Source organism: Mesorhizobium sp. B2-5-3 (genome assembly GCF_006441005.1).
In the GTDB taxonomy this organism is placed as follows: domain Bacteria; phylum Pseudomonadota; class Alphaproteobacteria; order Rhizobiales; family Rhizobiaceae; genus Mesorhizobium.
This window is the reverse complement of sequence record NZ_VFUS01000005.1, coordinates 48,609-70,002: the sequence shown is the minus strand read 5'-3', so window position 1 is coordinate 70,002 and position 21,394 is coordinate 48,609. Positions and strand designations below refer to the sequence as shown.

Below are 21,394 nucleotides of genomic sequence, written 5' to 3'. Positions count from 1 at the left end.
TCGGAATCGCGCTTATACGGCCCTCCACAAGCCACGAGGAAACCATGTCCGCCTTCAAGCCACTCGTCTTCTCCGGCGTCCAGCCGACCGGCAATCTGCATCTTGGCAACTATCTCGGCGCCATCAAGAAATTCGTCGCCCTGCAGGAGACGTCCGACTGCATCTACTGCGTCGTCGACCTGCATTCGCTGACGGCCCAGCTGGTTTATGACGATCTCAAGGACCAGACGCGCTCCATCACCGCGGCATTCCTTGCCTCCGGCATCGATCCGAAGAAGCACATCGTGTTCAACCAGTCGCGGGTGATGCAGCACGCCGAGCTCGCCTGGATTTTCAACTGCGTGGCGCGCATCGGCTGGATGAACAAGATGACGCAGTTCAAGGACAAGGCCGGCAAGGACCGCGAGAACGCCTCGCTCGGCCTGCTTGCCTATCCCTCGCTGATGGCAGCCGACATCCTGCTCTACCGCGCCACCCATGTGCCGGTCGGCGAGGACCAGAAGCAGCATCTGGAACTGACGCGCGATATCGCCCAGAAATTCAACAACGACTTTTCGGACCGCATCGCCGGTCTTGGCGTCGGCGTCGAGATGCAGGTCGGAGAGGAAATTGTGAACGGCTACTTTCCGATCACCGAGCCGGTCATCGGCGGGCCGGCGGCGCGCATCATGTCGTTGCGCGACGGCTCCAAGAAGATGTCGAAGTCGGACCCGTCGGATCTGTCGCGCATCAATCTGACCGACGATGCCGACGCCATCTCCAAGAAGATCCGCAAGGCCAAGACCGATCCGGAAGCCTTGCCGAGCGAAGTGGACGGCCTCGCCACCCGGCCGGAAGCGGAAAACCTGGTCGGCATTTATGCCGGCCTTGCGGACATATCGAAAGAGGCGGTGCTGAAGGAGTTCGGCGGCCAGCAGTTTTCGGTGTTCAAGCCGGCACTGGCCGACCTGGCAGTCGAAAAACTGGCTCCCGTCGCCGCCGAAATGCGCCGCATTTCCGATGACCGCGCCTATGTCGACGCGGTGCTGAGGGACGGCGGCGAGCGCGCCGGCGTGCTGGCCGAAGCGACGATGAAGACGGTGCGCGACATCATCGGGCTGCTGCAGGACTGATCCGCATCCTTATGCCCCGCACCATACCGGCCAAAGACCGGCGGCTTGCCGCCGGTCAGCCGCAGTGGCAGATTGCGGCCGAAATGACATCGAGTAAATAGACATGGTCTCCAAACGCCTCAGCCGCGAAGCCGGACATCGCCGGAAGTTCCTGGCGATCATCGACGATACGCCCGAATGCGAGCGCGCCGTCGCCTACGCCTCGAAGCGGGCGCTGAGCACCAGCGGCGTGCTGGTGCTGCTCTATGTCATCGAACCGGACGATTTCCAGCACTGGCTGGGCGTCGAGAAGATCATGCGCGAGGAGGCGACCGCCACCGCACGCACCGCGCTCGACAGCTACGCCAACAAGGTGCGCCAGAAGCTCGGCATCGAACCCGAGATGGTGGTGCGCGAGGGCAAGCCCACCGAAGAGATCCACAAGCTGATCGAGGAAGATCAGGATATCGCCATTCTGGTGCTGGCGGCCGGCGCCGGCAAGGAAGGGCCCGGGCCGCTGGTCGGCGCCGTGGCCGGCAAGGGCGCCGCCTTCCCTATCCCGGTGACCGTGGTGCCGCAAAACCTTTCGGACGAGGAAATCGACAGCCTCGCCTGAAGTGTATCGATATTCGGGTGATGCCGGCCTACAAATGCCGGGTTCCTGCGCTTCCGGTGCTCACGTACTTCAAATACGCTCCGCTCCGGTTCTCGGAAACCACCATTTTCGACTCGGCCTGACCCGAATCTCGACACACTTCATAGTGCTTGGCAGGAGTCGCAAAAACATTCCGCCAGCCAGCCATTCGGGCGATGCGTTTCGCTTGAATGTCCAGCCGATAGAGCTTATTTAGAATTATTCCAAACTATCTGCCCGAGACGGGCACGGAGACGGCCATGTTCATCCAGACCGAATCGACGCCAAACCCGGCGACGCTGAAATTCCTGCCCGGCAAGGAAGTGCTTTTGGAAGGCACCGCCGATTTCCGTGATGCGGATAGTGCGGCGACGGCCTCGCCGCTGGCCGGCCGGCTGTTCGAAATACCGGGCGTCACCGGCGTCTTCTTCGGCTACGACTTCATCACCGTGACCAAGGACGGCCCCGACTGGCAGCATCTGAAGCCGGCGATCCTGGGCGCGATCATGGAGCATTTCATGTCCGGCGCGCCTGTCATGGCCAATGCCGGCCCGGCCGCAGAGACCAGCCAGACCGGCGAGTTCTACGACAAGGCCGACGAGGAACTCGTCATCACCATCAAGGAACTGCTTGACACGCGGGTGCGCCCGGCAGTGGCCCAGGATGGCGGCGACATCACCTTCCGCGGCTTCGAGAACGGCACCGTGTTCCTGCACATGAAGGGCGCCTGCGCCGGCTGCCCGTCATCGACGGCGACGCTGAAGCACGGCATCCAGAACCTGCTCCGCCACTTCGTTCCCGAGGTCCAGCAGGTCGAACAGGTCGCCTGACCGTTCGCCTTCGCCGAGCGCGGCGACGATTCTCACATGCAAGCAACAAAAAACCGGGCCGAATTGCCCGGTTTTTTGTTGGGGACGTCCGTTGTTGCCTAGACGGTCCGCGTACGAACGGTGTTGACCATGAACCTCGCGGTCACGGTCAGAGAACGATGACCTTGGCGCCGACCTCGGCGCGATCGTAAAGGTCGATGATGTCCTGGTTCATCAGCCGGATGCAGCCCGACGACATCGCCTTGCCGATCGAGTTCCATTCCGGGCTGCCATGCAGGCGATAGCCCATGTCACCGCCCTTGTTGAACAGGTACAGAGCGCGCGCGCCGAGCGGGTTCTTCAGGCCCGGCTCCATGCCGCCGGCGAACTTGGCGAGTTCCGGCTGGCGCTTGATCATCTGCGATGGCGGCGTCCAGGTCGGCCATTCGCGCTTGATGGCGACATGGGCGGTGCCATGCCACTCGAAGCCCTCGCGGCCGACGCCGATGCCGTAGCGAATTGCCCGGCCGTCACCCTCGACGAAGTAGAGGAACTTGTTCTGCGTATCGACGATGATAGTGCCCGGCTTTTCCTTGGTGTCGTAGCTCACCTCCTGGCGGTGATACTTCGCGGGCACCTTTTCGATCGGGATGCGCGGCAGCTGGTAGCCGGCGTCGGTCACCGCGCCATAGTCGTTGGAGAATATCTGCCCGCCAATGGTGCTGCAACCGGCGAGTGCGGTCGACAGCGCCAGTGCGGCAATTACTGCAAGCGACTTCATGCGCATGAGGTGATCCGTGCCCCGCCAAACATCCGCGGCACGAGTCGGCCGCTTTCTTGCCATCATTCATGCTGGCATTTGCTTTGCTTGCCAAGTACGCGATGCCTATATGCAAGACCTCACCTGCCGGTAAGCCAGCAACTGCGGCATTTCGGCAACAGCCTTCACCGGATTGTGAAGGAAATTCAATGGCCATGACTCTCGGGCCAGCAGGAATCGAGGAACAACCATGAATGTCGGCGACGCCGCCCAGCGTTCCGGTCTGCCAGCCAAGACCATCCGCTACTATGAGGAAATTGGCCTGATCGCGCCTGCGCGTGCCGGCAATGGCTATCGCGACTATTCGGGCGACGACATCCATCGGCTGACCTTCCTGCGCCGTGCCCGCAACCTGGGCTTTTCCATCGACGATTGCCGCCAGTTGATGGCGCTTTACCAGGACCGCAGCCGCGCCAGCCACGACGTGCGCGAGATCGCCACCGCCCATGTCAGGGCGATCGAGGAGAAGGTGCGCGAGCTGCAGTCGATGCGATCGACCCTGCAGAAGCTCGTCCAGGCCTGCCATGGCGACGACCGGCCGGACTGCCCGATCATCGATGACATTGCGGGAACCGCGCCGCTCGGCGATAAAGCCGTCACGGTCGCATAGATCCGTGCCGGCCAGGCCCGACGCCTCTCGGCTACGGAGGGAGGATGCCGATGGCCTCGATGACTGTCGAACTGCACAATGTCGAAGGCACCGAAGCCGCCATGGGCTGGGCCGGCGGCCACACGATCGTCGTCGACCGGCCCGAGGGCAAGGCCGGCGGCATGGGCCTGGGCTTCAATGGCGGCCAGCTGCTGGCGCTGGCGATTGGCGGCTGCTTCTGCAACGACCTTCGCTATGTCGCCGACGAGATCGGCGTGAAACTCGGCAGGATCGCCGTCTCGGTGAGGCTTGACCTCGACGGCAAGCTCCTGCTGGCGACCGCGGCAAGGATGACGGTTTCCTGCGAGACCTTGGACGGGTCCGATCCCCAAAGGATCATTGACCGTGCAAGCGTGGTTTCCACGGTCAGCAACTCGTTGCGCCAGGGCGTGCCGGTTACGATCGAAACGACGGGGCCTGGTCGCTCATAAACGCCAGGACTTCTCCCGCGCCGTAGGTCGTCCCGCCACGTTCACCCATCACGGAAAGTGAAGGTGGCCATACGGTTCTCCGTGCCTGCTCATGCCATCGAGCACCCATTGATTTGGGTGGCCACCAAATGAGCGGTACGGGTTCAAATCGTGAACAAAATCTGGCATGGTCCCGTCATGCCAATCATCTCACCGATTCCCCTGAACCCGCTCATCGATGGTCGCCAGTCCGAACGCGCCATGCTGGTGCGGCGCGGGGTGCAGCGCCTGCTCCGCGAAATGGGCGCGCATGTGCTGCCCGAACTGTCGCTGGCGACCGGCCGCCGCGCCGACCTCGTCGCGCTGACCCGCCACGGCGACATATGGATCATCGAGATCAAATCCTCGGTCGAGGATTTTCGTGTCGACCGCAAATGGCCCGACTACCGGCTGCACTCGGACCGCTTCTTCTTCGCCACCCATCCCGGCGTGCCGGCGGAGATTTTTCCCGAAGAATGCGGCTTCATCCTCTCCGACGGCTATGGCGCCGAGATTTTGCGCGAGGCGCCCGAGCACCGCATGGTGGCGGCGACGCGCAAGGCGCTGATGCTGCGGATCGCGCGGGCCGGCGCCGCGCGGCTGCTGGCGGCGGAGCTCGCCGGGGTGGCCGTGCCTGCGCTGGAGGGGGAGAGCGAATAGGCTGACAGGCAGGAGATAGAACGCAACCGACGGCGCCGCCCCTCATTGTCCTGCCGGACATTTCTCCCCGTATAGAGACGGGGAGAAAGGTGCTGTCGTCGGCGATTCGCCAACTTATGGAAGAAAGCGCCAAGGGGTCGCGTCACCCCTTCTCCCCGTCTCTATACGGGGAGAAGATGCCGGCAGGCAGATGAGGGGCAGCGCGACCTCGAAAAGAGTGCATTGAAGTCGCTGATAGGCCCCTACTCCTCGCCCTCATCCACCTCAGTCGCCGCCGGCGCCATCAGCAGGACGGCCGCGCCGAGCAGCGCTGCGACCAGGGAGCCGGAGAGAATGCCGACCTTGACCGCGTCCTGCAGCGCGACGTCGCTGGCGAAGGCGAGCAGGCCGATGAACAGGCTCATGGTGAAGCCGATGCCGCACAGCAGCGAGATGCCGATCATGTGCAGCCAGCCGGCATGGGCCGGCAGGTCGGCGAGACCGAAGCGGATGGCGAGCGCGGAGGAACCGAACACGCCGACCAGCTTGCCGACGACGAGGCCGGCGGCGACGCCGAGCGTCAGCGGCTCGAACAGCGCGCCGACGCTGAGGCCCGCCAGCGAAACGCCGGCGTTGGCAAAGCCGAAGATGGGAATGACGACGAAGGGCACTATTGCGTGCAGGCCGTGCTCGAGCCGGTGCAGCGGCGAATGATCGAGATCGTGTTCGATGCCGGCGGTGCGTTCGAGCGGAATGGTCAGCGCCAGCGCCACGCCGGCAAGCGTGGCATGCACGCCCGACTTCAGCACCAGCACCCACAGGATAGCACCGAGCACGAGGTAGGGCACGAGGCTCATCACCCGCATGCGGTTGAGCACGACAAGCGCGGCGATGACCGCGAAGGCGGCGCCCAGATAGGCAAGCGACAGGCCGCTCGTGTAGAAGATCGCGATGATGATCACCGCGCCGAGATCGTCGATGATGGCAAGGGCGGTGAGGAAGATCTTCAGCGAGGCCGGCACGCGGCTGCCAAGCAGCGATAGCACGCCGAGCGCGAAGGCGATGTCGGTAGCGGTCGGGATCGCCCAACCGGACAGCGCGCCCGCATTGTCACGGTTGATGGCGACATAGGCCAGCGCCGGCACCACCATGCCGCCGGCCGCCGCGATGCCGGGCAGCACCCTGCGCGGCCAGGTCGAGAGCTGGCCGTCCAGCATCTCGCGCTTGATCTCCAGGCCGACGAGCAGGAAGAATACCGCCATCAGCCCGTCATTGACCCAATGCGACACGCTGAGCGGGCCGAGATAGGCGTGGAGGACGGCAAAATAGGTTCCGGAGAGCGGTGAGTTGGCGACGATCAAGGCCAATGCCGCCGCTACCATCAGCATGATGCCGCCGGCCGCCTCGCTGTCGAGAAATTCGCGCAAGACGGAAACCGGCCGCTGTTTCAAGTCCCGCATGTCACCCTCCGTTATGCCGCCTGTTCGGCAGGCTTATTGTCGAGGCCGGCGGCGCCCCTCATTGCCCTGCCGGGCATTTCTCCCCGTATAGTGACGGGGAGAAAGAGGCTGGCCGCAGCGTCGGCGCCTTTTTGCAACGCTGGTGGTTAGCGAAATCGGCGATGACAGCGCCCCTCTCCCCGTCACTATACGGGGAGAGGATGCCGGCAGGCAGGTGAGGGGCGGCGCCGAGTTCGACAATTGGATGCTTCCCCGTAAGCAGAAACCGGTCCGAAGGAATTGCTCAGCGCGCACACTCCTAGCGCGGCGCGCGCTTGGCCAGGATGCGCTGCAGGGTGCGGCGATGCATGTTGAGGCGGCGCGCGGTCTCGGAGACGTTGCGCTCGCACATTTCGTAGACACGCTGGATGTGCTCCCAGCGCACGCGGTCGGCCGACATCGGATTTTCCGGGGGCGCGGCGCGCTCGCCGGCCGTGCGGGTTAGCGCGGCAAAGACGTCGTCGGCGTCGGCCGGCTTCGACAGATAGTCGACGGCGCCGAGCTTCACCGCCGTCACCGCGGTGGCGATGTTGCCGTAGCCGGTCAGGATGATCGCGCGGGAATCCTCGCGCTTCTCACGGATAGCGGCCACGACGTCGAGGCCGTTGCCGTCGCCAAGCCGCATATCGACCACCGCGTAGGCGGGCGGATTGGCGCGTGCCTTGCCGACCGCCTCCTCGACGCTCTCGGCCGTTTCGACCACGAACCCCCTGGTTTCCATGGCGCGGGCCAGACGGGTCAGGAACGGTTTGTCGTCGTCGACGATCAGAAGCGAGGTGTCCTCGCCCTCAACCATTGCGCCACTGTTTTCATCGCCTGTCATCGTCTTGAAATTCCTGCTGCCTTAATTTTACGCAGATATAGTTTTGCGTCGCGATTGTCCAATTTACGCGGTGTCAAACATCGTCGCGGGCGCCGATTCCGGGTTCAGGAAAACATTTCTAGGCCATGAAATCCGCACCATGGCGCCCTCGCCCAGTCCGCTCGAATTGCGAAAGTCGAGCGTGGCGCCCGATCGCTCGAGCAATGTCTTGGCGATGAACAGGCCCAGCCCCAGCCCGCCGCCGGCCTCCGTGCCCTGGCGTGTCGACATATAGGGCTCGCCGATGCGGTCGATGATCTCGGGCGGAAAACCGGGACCGTCATCGATGATCGAGAAGGAGACGGTGGCCTCGTCCCAGCTCCAGCGCACGGTGACGCTCTCGCGGGCGAAATCGACGGCGTTCTCCACCAAATTGCCAAGGCCGTAGATGACGCCGGGATTGCGGCGCCCGACCGGCTCGGGGCCGCTGCGCTCGCCGGGCCTGAGCTTGATCGAAATGCCGAAGTCGCGGTGCGGCGCGGTGACCTCCTCGACCAGCGAGGTCAGCGGCAGGCGGGACAAATGCGCCTCTCCCTCGGACGACAGGCTGGTCAGGCGCTTGAGGATCTCGCGGCACCGCTCGCTCTGGGAGCGCAGCAGCGTCACATCCTCCCCGTGTTTCGCGTCCTTGCCGAGCGCCTTTTCCATCTCCTTGGCGACAAGCGTGATGGTGGCGAGCGGTGTGCCCAGCTCATGCGCGGCGGCGGCGGCCAGCCCGTCGAGTGCCGACAGATGCTGCTCGCGCTGGAGCACCAGTTCGGTGGCGGCGAGCGCATTGGCCAGGAGGCGGGCTTCCGCGGCCACGCGGAAGGCGTAAATGGCGGTGAAGGCGATCGAAGACAGCACCGCCATCCACATGCCGGCAACATAGATGAAGGGCATCGCCAGCGGCGCGCCTTCATGCCAGGGCAATGGCAAGTGGAAAAAGACCAGCAAGGTCGCCGTCGTCATCACCAGCCCCCCAAGCACCGCGGTCAGGCGCAAGGGCAGCGACGTCGCCGAAATGACCACGGGCACCGTCATCAGCAGCGAGAACGGATTGGTAAGGCCGCCGGTCATGTAGAGCAGGCCGGCAAGCTGGAGGCTATCAAAGATCAGGATGCCGAAGGCGGCGAACGGCGTGAGCCGGTGCGCGGCCGGGAACCGAAAGGCAAGGAGCAGGTTCATCCAGGCCGAACAGGCGATCAGGGCAAAGCACAGGCTGACCGGCAGTGGGAATTTCAGGCCGTAGGCGACGAAAAGCACCGTCACGCTCTGGCCGACAATGGCAAGCCAGCGCAGCCGGATCAGCGTGTTGAGGCGCAGTCGCTGGCTCTGCTGGAAGTCGGGAGAACGCAATACGTTGATCATGGCCATGAAATACAGCCGCGAAGCGGCCAGCGCTAGGTGGATGACGAAGCGATGGCGTTTGCGCCAATCGCCAAGCAACTACGTCCCGCGCGGCTTGGCGCGGCTGGTGGCGGCGGCGAGCAGCGGATTTTCCGGCCATACGTGTTTGGGGTAGCGGCCGCGCATGTCGGCGCGCACATCGGCCCAGGAGCCGCGCCAGAAACCGGGCAGGTCGCGCGTCGTCTGGATCGGCCGGTGCGCAGGCGACAGCAGTTCGAGCGTCAGCGGCACGGTGCCGCCTGCGATTGCAGGGTGCCGGTCGAGGCCGAACAGTTCCTGGACACGAACCGCCAAAACGGGCCATTCGCCGTCATAGCGGATCGGCACGCGACTGCCGGACGGCACGTCGAAATGGGTCGGCGCAAGCGCGTCGATCCGGCGCTGCAAATCGTGCGGCACAAGCGCCGTCAGCCCGGCCGGGACGACACCCGGATCGATGGCCGAGAAGGATGCGGCACCCGACAGGAACGGCAGCAGCCAGTCGTCGAGGCGATCGATAAGTGCCGTGTCGGACATATCGGGCCACGGCGCCCCAAGGCCGCGATGCAGCCAGGACAGGCGCTGGCGCAGCGTCTCGGCCTCCTTGCTCCAGCTCAGCAGCGAAAGTCCATGTTCGCGCAAGGCGTCAAGCATGGCGCGGTCGGCCTCATTGCCGGTTGGCGGAGGCAGCATGCGCTCGGCCAGCGTGATAGCGCCGAGGCGTACGGTTTCGCGCACGCGCACGGCGCGGCGCTCGCGATCGAAGCTCGTTTGCCTGCGGGTTTCGATCCTTTCCGCCAGTGCTGAACGAATATCGTCCTCGCTGATCGCCGCCGCCGCCGTGATGCGCGCATTCTGCGCCTTGCCCTGCAGGTCGGCGACAACCAGAAACGCCTCGCCGGCAAGCGGATCGGCAGCATCGAGCATGGCACCGGAGCCGTTGGCCAGCACGAAACGCCCGCGCTCGCCGCGCGCCTTGGCGACGCGGTCGGGCCAGGCATGGATGAGGAGAGGACCAGCGCTGCCACCCTCCCCCTTGTGGGGAGGGTCGGCGCGTAGCGCCGGGGTGGGGGTGCGGCGCCAAAGCCCCCCGCCCCGCTCCGCTTCGCGGATCGACGTTCCGGGGCGAGCCACGGGTCTCGCCCGTCCTTCGGACCCCCATAAGGGGGAGGGTGAAGAGGCCTGCCTCGCCAGGCGTTCGGCGAGTTGCCGCGCGGCGGTGGCGCGCGGCGATCTTTCCTGGCGAAAGCGCATCAGCCGGCGTTCGAGATCGGCGCCGTCACCGCCCAACCCGCGCTCGGTCAGCAGCACCGCGAGCATGGCCGCCTCGCCGGCATGGCCGCCGCGGGCCGCCTCGGCGACCATATGCGCCAGCCGCACCGGCAGAGCGAGCTTGCGCATCGCGGCGCCCGCTTCCGTCAGCCGCCCCGCCTCGTCGATGGCATCAAGCGCGCGCAGCAGCGCCCTTGCCTCGTTGAGCGCCGGGGCCGGCGGCGGATCGAGGAAGGCGAGGCTCGTCGGATCGGCGACACCGAAGGCGGCGCAGTCGAGCAGCAGGCCGGAAAGGTCGGCCTCGAGGATTTCCGGCGGGGTGAAGGCTGGAAGCGACGCCGTCTGTTCGGCGCGCCACAGTCGGATGGCGACGCCGGCCTGCGTGCGTCCGGCACGGCCGGCGCGCTGGTCGGCGGAGGCCTTGCTGGCGCGCACCGTCTCCAGCCGCGTCAGGCCGCTGGCCGGCTCGTAGCGCGGCAGCCGCGACAGGCCGGAATCGATGACGACCCGCACGCCGTCGATGGTGATGGAGGTCTCGGCGATTGACGTAGCCAGCACCACCTTGCGGCGGCCCGCCGGCGCCCGCCTGATCGCCGCGTCCTGCGCCTTGCCATCGAGCATGCCGTAGAGCGGCACGATATCGGTGTCGGCGCCGACCTTGCCGGCAAGCCGCTCGGCGGTGCGCTCGATCTCGCGCTGGCCGGGCAGGAAGGCAAGCACGCTGCCGCTTTCGTCGGCAAGAACGTCGCGGATCGCCTTGGCCATGGCGTCCTCGATTGCGGTGCCGGCCGGCCGCTCGTCGTAGCGAATGTCGACGGGAAAGGCACGGCCTTCGCTTTCGATCACCGGCGCGCCCGACAACAGCTTCGCGACACGGGCGCCGTCCAGCGTCGCCGACATCACCAAGACGCGCAGGTCCGGCCGCAGCGCGCCTTGCACGTCGAGCGCCAAAGCGAGGCCGAAATCGCCGTCGAGCGAGCGCTCGTGGAATTCGTCGAAGATCACGGCCGAGATTCCGGGCAGTTCGGGATCGTCAAGGATCATCCGCGCCAGCACACCTTCTGTGACGACCAGTATTTTTGTCCGGGCCGAAGTGTGGTTCTCCATGCGCATGGCATAGCCGACGGTGGCGCCGGGCTCCTCATCAAGCAATTCGGCCATGCGGCGGGCGGCGGCGCGGGCGGCGAGCCGGCGCGGCTCCAGCAGCACGATCTTGCCCGTGCCCAGCCATGGCGCATCGAGCAGCGCCAGCGGCACCAGCGTCGTCTTGCCGGCGCCGGGCGGCGCCACAAGCACGGCGCCGTTGCCGGAGCCGAGTGCATGGCCCAGCGCCGGCAGCACGGCGGATACCGGAAGCTCCGGCAAGACTTTTGTCGTCATCGCGCCCGCATATCAGCGCTCGTGGTCGCCATGCAACCGGCGCCAGATCAAAGCCGGGTGCGCGAAAACGGGTTCCAGCGCACCGTGCCCAACCGTACTTCCTCGCGCACCATGGTGAGCAGGCCGGACCCACCGACGACCGCGAGGCCGACCAGCGACAGCCAGTCAGGATATTCCCGGAAGAACAGCGCACCGAGGATGACCGCCCAGACCATCTGCGAATAATGCGTCGGCGCGATCCGGTTGGCGGGCGCGTATTTGACGGCCAGCAGCTGCAGCAATTGTCCGCATGCGGTGAAGGCGCCGGCCATCATCAGCCATGCAAGTTGCCTTGCGTCGGGAAGCGTTAACGAGGTGGCGGCGATGCCGATGCCGTTGAACAACAGGCCGTAGCCGATCAACACGCCGAGCATGGTCGTGCGCTTTTCCTGCTTTGCCAGCGAGCGCATCAGAATGACGCTGGCGGCAGCGAGGAAGGCAACGCCAAAGGCGGCGAGGTGCCCAAGATTGAGTTCGCGAAAACCCGGTCGCACCACCAACATGACGCCGGCAAAGCCGGCGACCACCGCAAGCCAGCGCCATGGACCCACCTTTTCCTTAAGGACGACCGTGGAGAGGATAGTGACGCAGAGCGGCGCCAGAAAGACGAGCGCGTAGACTTCGGCCAGTGGAATGGTGGTGAAGGCATAGACGCTGAGCACGCCCGAGGCGATGCCTGCCCAGGCGCGCGCCTGCACCGCCCAAGGCCGTTTGGTGCGCCAGAAATCACGCCAACGCTCGTCCGCCGGCCGGGTGAAGAAGAGAAAGCAGCCGGCAAACAATATCGAGAAGAAACCGATCTCGAACACCGTGAACTGCCCACCCAGGCTTTTGACAACGGCATCGCTGCCCGAATAGCTTGCATAGGCGATCAGGGCGAGCAGGATTCCGTTCGTCACGTTTTTCCATTTCCGGGGAGAGAAGCGTTGAAAATACTGGCGCTCGGCGCGCATCCTGACGACATCGAGATATTCATGTTCGGTACGATGGCGGCCTATGCGGCGCAAGGCGCAGAACTGACTTTTGCCATAGCCACGGATGGTGCCAGAGGCGGCAAGAGCGATCCCACGGTTCTCGCCCGTGCCCGTCGCGAGGAGGCGACGGCCGCGGCCGCGCTGCTCGGGGCGGCGCCGCGCTTCCTCGACTTTCCCGACGGCAGGCTGGTGGCGGATGCCGCGCTGATCGGCGCGCTGAAGACGCTGATTGGCGAAACCGGACCGGATCTGGTGATTACCCATGCGTCCAACGACTATCACGCCGACCACCGCGCGCTGTCGGACGCCGTGCGCATCGCGGCGTCGTTCGCCGTACCGGTGCTGCATGCCGACACGATGGGCGGCACCGGATTCTCCCCGACCCATTATGTCGAGATATCAGCCCAGGCCGAGATCAAGGCCAAGGCGATCCGCCTGCACCAGTCGCAGGATCCGGAGCGCTTCGTCGACATCGCCCGCACGCAGAATTTTTTTCGCGCCGGCCAGTGCAACGGCGCGCCGGGATCGCAGGCCGAAGCCTTCCGCTTCGAGCCGATGTTTCCGTTTGCAGACATTCGCGACCTGCTGCCGCCGGCGCCGCCGATCCGACCGGTCATCGTGAGCACCAAAAGGGTCGACTGAGCCGGGAGACGGCTGCTCCATCGCGGTGACCGTGCCCGACGACGAGACCACCGGCTGACGCACCGGTGCACACGGCCACATGGGCACGCCCGGGCCGGACCGTGCTTTTCTTCCCGGAGGGCCACGATGTCGCACCTTTGCGGCCAGGACCGGGCCGGATCAGACGAATTGAGGGAAGACATCGCCGGAAAAAACAGCATAGGCTATTGCCAGGACGGCAAATCTTCCCGGGGAGGAAACGGATGGCTTCACGCTATCACGAGGTCTATGACGGCTGGAAACGCGACCCGGAAAAGTTCTGGGCGGATGCGGCGAACGCCATCGATTGGTACACGCCTTACGACAAGGTGTTCGATGCGGAAGCCGGCGTTTATGGCCGCTGGTTTACCGGCGCCACCTGCAACACCTGCTACAATGCCCTCGACCGGCATGTCGCCGGCGGGCGTGCCGACCAGATCGCGCTGATCCATGACAGCGCCATCACCGGCACCGTGAAGACATTCACCTATGCCGAGCTCAAACGCGAAGTGGTGGCGCTGACCTCGGTGCTGAAGAACCGCGGCGTCGGCAAGGGTGATCGCGTCATCATCTACATGCCGATGGTGGCGGAAGCGGCCATCGCCATGCTTGCCTGCGCCCGCATCGGCGCCGTGCATTCGGTCGTCTTCGGCGGTTTTGCCTCGCATGAGCTCGCCACCCGCATCGACGACGCCAGGCCGAAGGTGATCATTTCGGCCTCCTGCGGCCTGGAGCCCGGCCGCGTCGTCGCCTACAAGCCGCTGCTCGACAAAGCGATCGAGATATCCCGCCACAAGCCGGACGCCTGCCTGATCCTGCAGCGCGACCAGCTGCGCTGCGAGCTCAGGGACAATTACGACATCGACTATGCGGACGCGGTCGCGCGCGAGCGGGCGGCCGGCGCCAATGTCGACTGCGTTGCGGTGCTTGCCACCGACCCGCTCTACATCATCTATACGTCAGGCACGACCGGCCAGCCCAAGGGCATCGTTCGCGACAATGGCGGCCACATGGTGGCGCTCGAATGGACGATGGAAAACGAGTTCGGCGTCAAGCCCGGCGAAGTGTTCTGGGCGGCGTCCGACGTCGGCTGGGTGGTCGGCCATTCCTACATCGTCTACGGGCCGCTGCTGCATGGCTGCACCAGCATCCTGTTCGAAGGCAAGCCGGTCGGCACGCCCGATGCCGGCACCTACTGGCGGGTGATCGCGCAGCATGGCGTGGTCGCCCTGTTCACCGCGCCGACGGCGTTCCGCGCCATCAAGGGGCAGGATCCCAGGGGCGAATTCGTCGCCAGATACGACCTGTCGAAATTCCGCACGCTGTTCCTCGCCGGCGAGCGCGCCGATCCCGAAACCATCAAATGGGCGGAGCAGAAACTGAACGTGCCGGTCATCGACCATTGGTGGCAGACCGAGACCGGCTCGCCAATGACCATCAACCCCGCAGGCCTCGGCCTGCTGCCGGTAAAATACGGCTCACCCGGCGTGCCGATGCCCGGCTACGACATCCGCGTGCTCGACGATGCCGGCCACGAGGTGCCGCGCGGCACGCTCGGCAATGTCGTGGTCAAGCTGCCGCTGCCGGCGGGCTGCCTGCCGACGCTGTGGAACGCCGACGCCCGTTTCCGCCAGGCCTATCTCGACGAGTTCCCCGGCTTCTACAAGACCGCCGATGCCGGCATGATCGACGAGGACGGCTACCTCTACGTGATGGCCCGCACCGACGACATCATCAATGTCGCCGGCCATCGGCTGTCGACCGGCGCCATGGAAGAGGTGCTGGCAACGCATCCCGATGTCGCGGAATGCGCCGTTGTCGGCATCGCCGATGCGATGAAGGGCCAGGTTCCGCTCGGCTTCGTCGTGCTCAACGCTGGTGTCTCGCGCGAGATCGGCCTCATCGAGAGCGAAGTGGTGGGGCTGGTGCGCGAGCGCATCGGCCCGGTCGCCGCCTTCAGGACGGTGGTGACGATCAAGCGGCTGCCGAAGACGCGGTCGGGAAAGATCCTGCGCGGGACCATGCAGAAGATCGCAGACAAGGAAGATTGGACCATGCCGGCGACGATCGACGACCCGGCCATCCTCGACGAGATCACGGCCGTGCTGAAGGAGCGCGGCATCGGGGTCTAGATGATCGGGCGCAGCAGACACGATCCTTCCGTTTATTGAGCGGTCGGCGCCGCCCCCCCATCCGCCTGCCCGCACCTTCTCCCCATGAAGGACGGTAGCGACGTACTCCAGTGCCGACTTCCCCCACTCCCCGTCGTTCGCGGGTGAAGGTCGGCGCCAACTGTCACATCTGGCCAATCTTTTGTTGTGCAATGCAACAACAGACTCTAGGGTTTGGCTTGGGGGGCCATTCAAAGGCACGGCATGGCTCAGCACAAGGCGACATTCGGCGGCGTCGACATATTGCGTTTCCTGGCCGCCGTCATGGTGATGTTCTATCACTATGGCTTCTGGGTATGGGCATTCCCTGACGGGGTTTCGGCGCGCGCGACCGGCGGCATCCCGCCCCATCCCGAAATGGCCTTGGTCGGCTCCGGCTGGGTCGGCGTGCAGATATTCTTCGTCATCAGCGGTTTCGTCATCGCCTTCAGCGCCGAGAATTCGACGCCGCTGCGGTTTTTCGAGGCAAGGGTGAAAAGGCTGGCGCCGGCGGTCTGGATCTGCGCGCCGGTGACCGCGGCGGTGCTGCTGCTCACCGGTCTGAGCTGGCCAACCGATGCCGTGATCAGGCTCGTTCGCACCGGCCTTTTCGCGCCCTACGACCCTTGGGTGGACAGCGTCTACTGGACGCTCGGCATCGAGATCGCCTTCTACGCTGTCGTCTGGATCCTGTTGCGGCTTGGCCGCTTCCACCTGATGGAGACGGTGGCAGTCGTGATCGGCCTCGTCAGCACGCTGTTCTGGTGCCTCTATTATCCGCTCGGCTGGTCCGACCTCGCCGAGACACGCTGGCTGCAGCTCGTCCTGGTGCACCATGGCTCTTTTTTCGCCGTCGGCGTGCTCATCTGGCTGATGCGGTTCAAGGCGGTGACGGCCTCGCGCCTAGCCTTCTGCCTGCTGTTCCTGGGCGGGGGCGTGCTGCAAATCGCCAGCTCGGTCGACGTCCACAGCATTAAGGTCGGTGCCGCGATGCCCTATGCGCCGCCGATCCTTGTCTTCCTGGTCGCCATCGCCCTGATGGCGTGGTCACTGCGGCTCGACCTCAGCTGGAGCGGCTGGCGCCGGATCGGCCTGATGACCTACCCGCTCTATCTGATCCACGACGTCATCGGCGCGGCGGTGCTCGGCGCGATGGTCCGCGCCGGGCTGCCTTATCTGTTGTCCATGGCAATGGTTGGCGCGACCATGATCGCGGCAAGCTGGCTGGTGGCGACCGAAGCCGAACCGCGCATCCGGCTGCTGCTCGACCACACGGTGTTCCGCTACCGGCTCAGGGCCGCGTAGTCGCGATCTTGTTGACCAATGAGGATTGACCAACGGGCACCTCGGTGCCTTCCTCGCAGGAGCGCACTGTCCAGCCGCAGGGTTCCAAGGCCTGGATAGTGAGTCGCGGCCCTGTACAAAGTTAGGGACCAATCGATGCGGATCGTCAGGATAGCCGAACTGGAAATCGATCCTGACCAGATCGACAGCTACAAGGCCCTGATTGCCGAAGAGATCGAGGCCTCCGTGCGAATCGAGCCGGGCGTGCTTTTCCTTCATGCCGTGTCGGAAAAAGGTGCGCCTGAAAAGGTGCGCGTGATCGAATGCTACGCCGATCAGACGGCGTACGAAGCCCATCTGACCACACCGCATTTTCTCAAGTACAAGACGCAAACGGCGAACATGGTGCGGTCGCTTCGGCTTATCGAAACCGACCCGATCGCGCTGTCTGCGAAACCCGGTCAGAACTCAAACTGACCAGGGCTTGGACCGACACCGCCGTCCATCCAGAGCGGACGATCGACCTGCCGTCGAAATCGCTGGCAAGCGAAATAGACTGATCTGCTCTGGGGCCGACCTGCTTCCAATCCATGTCGCCAACCTCAAAGCGCGTCGATTCTGCGCAATACAATATTGCTCCGGATGTCATTTCATAGACATCGCCAATCAGCCAAAGAAACCGGGCGTCACGGGCTAGCATGGCGTCTTTGGATCGGGCGCGGCTGCTTGAATCCGCCAAGCAGTACGGAAGCTACCTCGTTATAAATTCGACCCTTGAAGATGCCCGTACTTGTTTCGCCGGCTTGTTCGCTTTACGAACGGCAATGACCCTCATCTCTCGCATTGCCGCCCTTGCTTTGCTCGCCGTCATTGTCTTCGCGACGCTGTCGCCAATCCAGATGCGGCCCCACCTGGGTGACCCAGATTTCGAACGCGCCCTCGCCTACGTTCTGTTCGGCGTGGCAATTGGGCTCGGCTTTCCAAACCGCTTGGCTGGAACTGTCACTATAGTTGTCGTCGTAGCCACTGTGCTGGAGCTGATGCAGCTCCTCGAACCCGGTCGGCATGCGCGCCTTTCGGACGGCTCGCTGAAGGCTTTGGCAGGCATCCTCGGAATAGTTGTCGTCCATCTCAGTCTTTTGGTGGCCAGCCGCTATTGGCCGCGTAAGCTGACATTGCCTGCCGGATGATGCCCGGGTTTAGACTCCCACTGTAGCCCGCCGTGGCCACATAGGCGATGACCTGCCTCGTCACTCAGGCACGGAAATCGCCACGGTTGAACTCAGACCGTTGTCTTGCTGCGCACTTCGGTCTTGTCGAGATAATAGCTCGAGTACTGGCCGAAGAATTTTTCGGACGCTCCGAACGAGCCGTATTTGGCGAGCTTCTTGAGATCGACCTTGTTCAGCACCGCGCCGACGATCTTGTTGGCGACATAGGGTTCGGATTCGAGCATCGATCTCACCATCGCGCGCGGCGTGCGGCCCCATTCGGTGACCAGCACGAAGCCGTCGACAAGCGGCGCGAAGGCCTTGGCGTCGACCACCGGCCCCAGCGGCGGCAGATCGACGACGATGTATTCGAAGGTCTCCTTGGCGTTGTCGATGAAGCGCCGCATGCCGGCCGAGGAGAGAAGCTCGCTGGTATGCGAGAAATTGCTGCGCAGCACGGCCGGAATGATCGCCAGCTTGGTCTGCCGGTCGATCTTGCCGACCGACTGCCAGGTCTGGCCGCTCACCACCGCTTCCATCAGTCCCTGCTCGGCCTCCATGCCGAGGCTGCGGCTCAAGCCCGGATTGCGCAGGTCGCCGTCGATCAGCAGCGTCCTGGCGCCGTTGGCGGCGAGCAGTCCGGCCAGATTGGCCGCGACCGTCGACTTGCCTTCGCCGGGAAGGACCGAGATGACGCCGATGACGCGGCTGCCTTGCCCTTCCATGACGACGTCGAAGGCGATCTTTGCGCTGCGCAGCGTCTCGGAGAACATCGACGCCGGAGCATCGACGCTGACGCGCATGCGCGCGCGCTTTTCGGCGGCGGCCGGCGATTTGGCGGTTTTGAGATCCGGGTCGGCCGGCTTTTCCTCCCTGGCGGTCTTGCCGCCGATGACAGGCAGATAACCGAGGAATTTGAGGCCGACGCGGTCGCGGACATCCTCGCCGGTCCTGAAGAAACGCTCGTTGAATTCGTTCAGGCCGCCGAGCCCGGCACCCATCAACGTGCCCAGCACAAGCGAGAGCGCCAGCACAACCACCGTGCGCGGGCTGGAGGCGCTGAGCGGCGTCGATGCATCCGAGATGATGCGGATCTTCCCGACCGGGAAGGATTGCTGCTGGGCGGCTTCCTCGTAGCGGCCGAGGAATGTCTGGTAGAGCGTGGAGAGCGCCGTCGCCTTCTGGTCGAGTTCACGCAGCTTGACCTGCGACTGGTTGTCGATTGCGCTCTTGCCTTGCGCCGCGGCGACATTGGCCCTGAGCGCGGTCTCGCGCGCCAGCGCCACTTCATATTCGTTGCGATAGCTTTCGGTCAGCTGCTTCAACTCGCCGAATATCTGCGCCGATATGTCGGCCTTCTCCTTGGCGAGCGCCACCGCCTGCGGATGCTGCGGCCCGAAATTGGCCTCGACATCCTGCTGCCGCTTGGCGACGGCGAGATAGCGCGTCTTGAGCGCCGCGATGACCGAGCTGCTCGGCTGGTCGCTCGATATGGCGGCATCCTTGAAGGCGTTCTCCGAACCGCTTTCGACGATTGACTTGTACTGCTGGTAGCGGGCGCTGGCCCGGGCCGTATCGGCCTGCGCCACGATAAGCTGGGCGTTGAGGTCGGCAAGCTGCTTGGCGCTCATCAGCTGGCCGTCGCTGTTGGCGGACAGGCCGTGCTCGGCCCTGAATTTCTCGACCGCTAACGATGCCGCCTGCGAGCTTTCGCGCAGTTCCGTCAGCCGGCCCTGCAGCCAGACCGCTGCGCGCTCGGTGGCATCGAAGGAGGCGTCGAGCTGGTCGGCGAGATAGGCATCGGCATAGGCTTTGGTGATCGCGGTCGCCAGTGCCGGGTCCGTCGCCTGGTAGCCAAGCGCGATGACATAGCTTCGCCCGACGCGCTCCGCCTGCACCTCGTTCTGCAATTTGAGGATCGCGTAGTCGCGACGTGAGGTCGCGATCAGCGCATCGCGGGTGGCGGGGTCGAGCTTGGTGACGTCGCCGACGCCCGGCATGGGAGGACTAGGGCGAACATACTGGATCAGGCCGCGGATCAGGCCGATGCCCTGGGCGAGCGCCGACTGGGGCGGGTTCATGAATGCGTCGTTGCGGTCGAGCTTCAGCTTGTCGACGACCACGGCGGCAAGCCGCGTCGAGGTCAGGATTTCGATCTGGCTCAGGATGGCCGAATCGGTCTGCATGGTCGTCGACGCCGCCGAAATGTCGTCGACGATCTTGTTCAGCCCCTCATCGATCAGCACGCTCGAGACCGATTGGTATTTGGGCGGCGTGGTCTGCAGATAGAGCAGGCCCAGGACAAGACCAATGACCGCGCCCAGGACAACCACCTTGGCCTGCCGCGCTGCCATGCCAAGCAGCCGCTCGACATCGATGAAGTCTTCGCCGTCTCCTGCTTCCGAATTCGGCAATGGCATCCTCTTGTCGAGAGGAAAGTTGGCATAGTTCATCTTCGGTCCAATTCCAGAGCCCGTCCATCCCAATCATCGGGATGGGCTCTATCTCACTGTTTGAACATGATCTTTTCCGAAAACCGCCTTGCGCTTTCCGGGATCATGCCTTGGCTCCCAGGCACTTCGAAGATCGGGAGCATTGCCAAAAAGCAACGCAAGTTCCATGCCGGACGCCACAGGGCGTTGCGCGCATCGCACCGTCAGCCGTCCGACAATGCTCCCGAAACATGGGCATTATGCGGCTTCTTCCTGTCGTTCATGCGACCGGACGAACTCCTGGAGCATCTCGAAAACCGGACCCTTCATGTCGTCGCGCGCCAAGGCGAAGGCGATGTTGGCCTGGATAAAGCCCTCCTTCGAGCCGCAGTCGAACATGCGGCCCTTGAAAGGCTGGGCAAAGAAGGACTGCTCCTGCGCCAGGCGGACCATGGCGTCGGTCAGCTGGATCTCATTGCCCGCGCCGCGCTGCTGGTTGCCGAGCAGGGCGAAGATCTCGGGCTGCAGGATATAGCGGCCGTTGATGTAGAAGTTCGACGGCGCATTGGCCGGCGCCGGCTTTTCGACCATCGCCGTCACCTCGAAACCGCCGCCAATGTCGGCGCCGCGGCCGACAATGCCGTATTTGTTGGTCTCGGTCGGGTCACAGCGCTCGACCGCAATGACGTTGCCGCCGGTCTCGGCATAGAGGTCGGCGACCTCGGCCAGGCAGCCGCGGCCGCCGAACGAAACCATATCAGGTAAAAGCAGGGCGAAGGGCTCGTTGCCGATGACCTCGCGCGCGCACCAGACGGCGTGGCCAAGGCCTTGCGGGGATTGCTGGCGGATGAAGCTGGTGGCGCCGGCCACCGGCAGCAGGCTTTCCAGCGACTGCAATTGCGCCTTCTTGCCGCTCTGCTCCAGTGTTCCGATCAATTCCGGATGCAGGTCGAAATAATCCTCGATAACCGCCTTGTTGCGGCCGGTCACGAACACGATGTGCTCGATGCCGGCCTCGAAGGCCTCATCGACGGCGTATTGCACGACGGGCCGGTCGACGACGGGAAGCATTTCCTTCGGCATCGACTTGGTCGCCGGCAGGAACCGCGTTCCAAGCCCCGCCACCGGTATCACGGCCTTCCTGATTTTCTTCATCGCAAGTTCCTTCTGAG

Annotated in this window: 19 protein-coding genes; 11 read left to right on the top strand and 8 right to left on the bottom strand. The window is 64.5% G+C overall.

The features are described 5' to 3' along the window. Positions 1–44 precede the first annotated feature (44 nt). From trpS to FJ867_RS13270, 3 genes are all read left to right on the top strand, one after another. Positions 45–1,112 carry a tryptophan--tRNA ligase gene (trpS, locus tag FJ867_RS13280; protein ID WP_140497129.1) on the top strand — a complete coding sequence of 356 codons (1,068 nt, stop codon included), beginning with the start codon at positions 45–47 and terminating at the stop codon, positions 1,110–1,112. 103 nt (positions 1,113–1,215) lie between these two features. Then, on the top strand, positions 1,216–1,707 hold the full coding sequence (locus FJ867_RS13275; RefSeq protein WP_140497131.1) for a universal stress protein: 492 nt from the start codon (positions 1,216–1,218) through the stop codon (positions 1,705–1,707). A 278-nt stretch (positions 1,708–1,985) separates the two neighbouring features. Next, positions 1,986–2,555, top strand: a complete 570-nt coding sequence (locus FJ867_RS13270) for a NifU family protein (RefSeq protein ID WP_140497133.1) — start codon at positions 1,986–1,988, stop codon at positions 2,553–2,555. A 148-nt stretch (positions 2,556–2,703) separates the two neighbouring features. Here FJ867_RS13270 and FJ867_RS13265 read toward each other — a convergent pair whose 3' ends face one another. Continuing rightward, entirely contained in the window at positions 2,704–3,321 is a 618-nt protein-coding gene (locus tag FJ867_RS13265) for a L,D-transpeptidase (RefSeq protein WP_140624882.1), read from the bottom strand. Between the two features lie 223 nt (positions 3,322–3,544). On the opposite strand from FJ867_RS13265, the gene cueR reads away from it, so the two are divergent. From cueR to FJ867_RS13250, 3 genes are all read left to right on the top strand, one after another. Further along, the gene (cueR, locus tag FJ867_RS13260) at positions 3,545–3,964 is read left to right on the top strand and encodes a Cu(I)-responsive transcriptional regulator (protein ID WP_140497137.1); all 420 of its coding nucleotides are present in this window, start codon (positions 3,545–3,547) and stop codon (positions 3,962–3,964) included. 50 nt (positions 3,965–4,014) lie between these two features. Then, positions 4,015–4,434, top strand: a complete 420-nt coding sequence (locus FJ867_RS13255) for an OsmC family protein (RefSeq protein ID WP_140817601.1) — start codon at positions 4,015–4,017, stop codon at positions 4,432–4,434. 177 nt (positions 4,435–4,611) lie between these two features. Continuing rightward, the gene (locus FJ867_RS13250; protein ID WP_140497303.1) at positions 4,612–5,112 is read left to right on the top strand and encodes an MmcB family DNA repair protein; all 501 of its coding nucleotides are present in this window, start codon (positions 4,612–4,614) and stop codon (positions 5,110–5,112) included. Positions 5,113–5,354: 242 nt separating this feature from the next. On the opposite strand, the gene nhaA is transcribed toward FJ867_RS13250, so the two are convergent. The 5 genes from nhaA to FJ867_RS13215 form a co-directional block, all read right to left on the bottom strand. Next, positions 5,355–6,551: a Na+/H+ antiporter NhaA gene (gene nhaA / locus FJ867_RS13240; RefSeq protein ID WP_140817599.1), complete on the bottom strand. Its 1,197-nt coding sequence runs from the start codon at positions 6,549–6,551 to the stop codon at positions 5,355–5,357. 298 nt (positions 6,552–6,849) lie between these two features. After that, positions 6,850–7,413: an ActR/PrrA/RegA family redox response regulator transcription factor gene (locus FJ867_RS13230; RefSeq protein ID WP_140497143.1), complete on the bottom strand. Its 564-nt coding sequence runs from the start codon at positions 7,411–7,413 to the stop codon at positions 6,850–6,852. 63 nt (positions 7,414–7,476) lie between these two features. Beyond that, complete coding sequence (locus FJ867_RS13225) at positions 7,477–8,808, bottom strand: ActS/PrrB/RegB family redox-sensitive histidine kinase (RefSeq protein ID WP_140817806.1); 1,332 nt, start codon at positions 8,806–8,808, stop codon at positions 7,477–7,479. Between the two features lie 72 nt (positions 8,809–8,880). Then, entirely contained in the window at positions 8,881–11,472 is a 2,592-nt protein-coding gene (gene hrpB, locus FJ867_RS13220; RefSeq protein ID WP_140817597.1) for an ATP-dependent helicase HrpB, read from the bottom strand. Positions 11,473–11,519: 47 nt separating this feature from the next. Further along, positions 11,520–12,410, bottom strand: a complete 891-nt coding sequence (locus FJ867_RS13215; RefSeq protein WP_140564946.1) for a DMT family transporter — start codon at positions 12,408–12,410, stop codon at positions 11,520–11,522. A 27-nt stretch (positions 12,411–12,437) separates the two neighbouring features. Here FJ867_RS13215 and FJ867_RS13210 point away from each other — a divergent pair, with 27 nt between their 5' ends. From FJ867_RS13210 to FJ867_RS28750, 5 genes are all read left to right on the top strand, one after another. Then, entirely contained in the window at positions 12,438–13,127 is a 690-nt protein-coding gene (locus FJ867_RS13210; protein ID WP_140649460.1) for a PIG-L deacetylase family protein, read from the top strand. Between the two features lie 242 nt (positions 13,128–13,369). Then, positions 13,370–15,277: a propionyl-CoA synthetase gene (locus tag FJ867_RS13205; protein ID WP_140738360.1), complete on the top strand. Its 1,908-nt coding sequence runs from the start codon at positions 13,370–13,372 to the stop codon at positions 15,275–15,277. A 243-nt stretch (positions 15,278–15,520) separates the two neighbouring features. Further along, positions 15,521–16,600: an acyltransferase gene (locus FJ867_RS13200; RefSeq protein WP_140497153.1), complete on the top strand. Its 1,080-nt coding sequence runs from the start codon at positions 15,521–15,523 to the stop codon at positions 16,598–16,600. Between the two features lie 135 nt (positions 16,601–16,735). Next, positions 16,736–17,056 carry a putative quinol monooxygenase gene (locus tag FJ867_RS13195; RefSeq protein ID WP_140497155.1) on the top strand — a complete coding sequence of 107 codons (321 nt, stop codon included), beginning with the start codon at positions 16,736–16,738 and terminating at the stop codon, positions 17,054–17,056. A gap of 221 nt (positions 17,057–17,277) precedes the next feature. Further along, complete coding sequence (locus FJ867_RS28750) at positions 17,278–17,769, top strand: hypothetical protein (RefSeq protein ID WP_181168360.1); 492 nt, start codon at positions 17,278–17,280, stop codon at positions 17,767–17,769. 92 nt (positions 17,770–17,861) lie between these two features. On the opposite strand, the gene FJ867_RS13185 is transcribed toward FJ867_RS28750, so the two are convergent. After that, positions 17,862–20,243: a polysaccharide biosynthesis tyrosine autokinase gene (locus FJ867_RS13185; RefSeq protein ID WP_140817595.1), complete on the bottom strand. Its 2,382-nt coding sequence runs from the start codon at positions 20,241–20,243 to the stop codon at positions 17,862–17,864. A gap of 237 nt (positions 20,244–20,480) precedes the next feature. Then, a complete protein-coding gene (locus FJ867_RS13180) occupies positions 20,481–21,377 on the bottom strand; it encodes a UTP--glucose-1-phosphate uridylyltransferase (protein ID WP_140512943.1) in 897 nt (298 codons plus the stop codon). Positions 21,378–21,394: the final 17 nt, after the last annotated feature.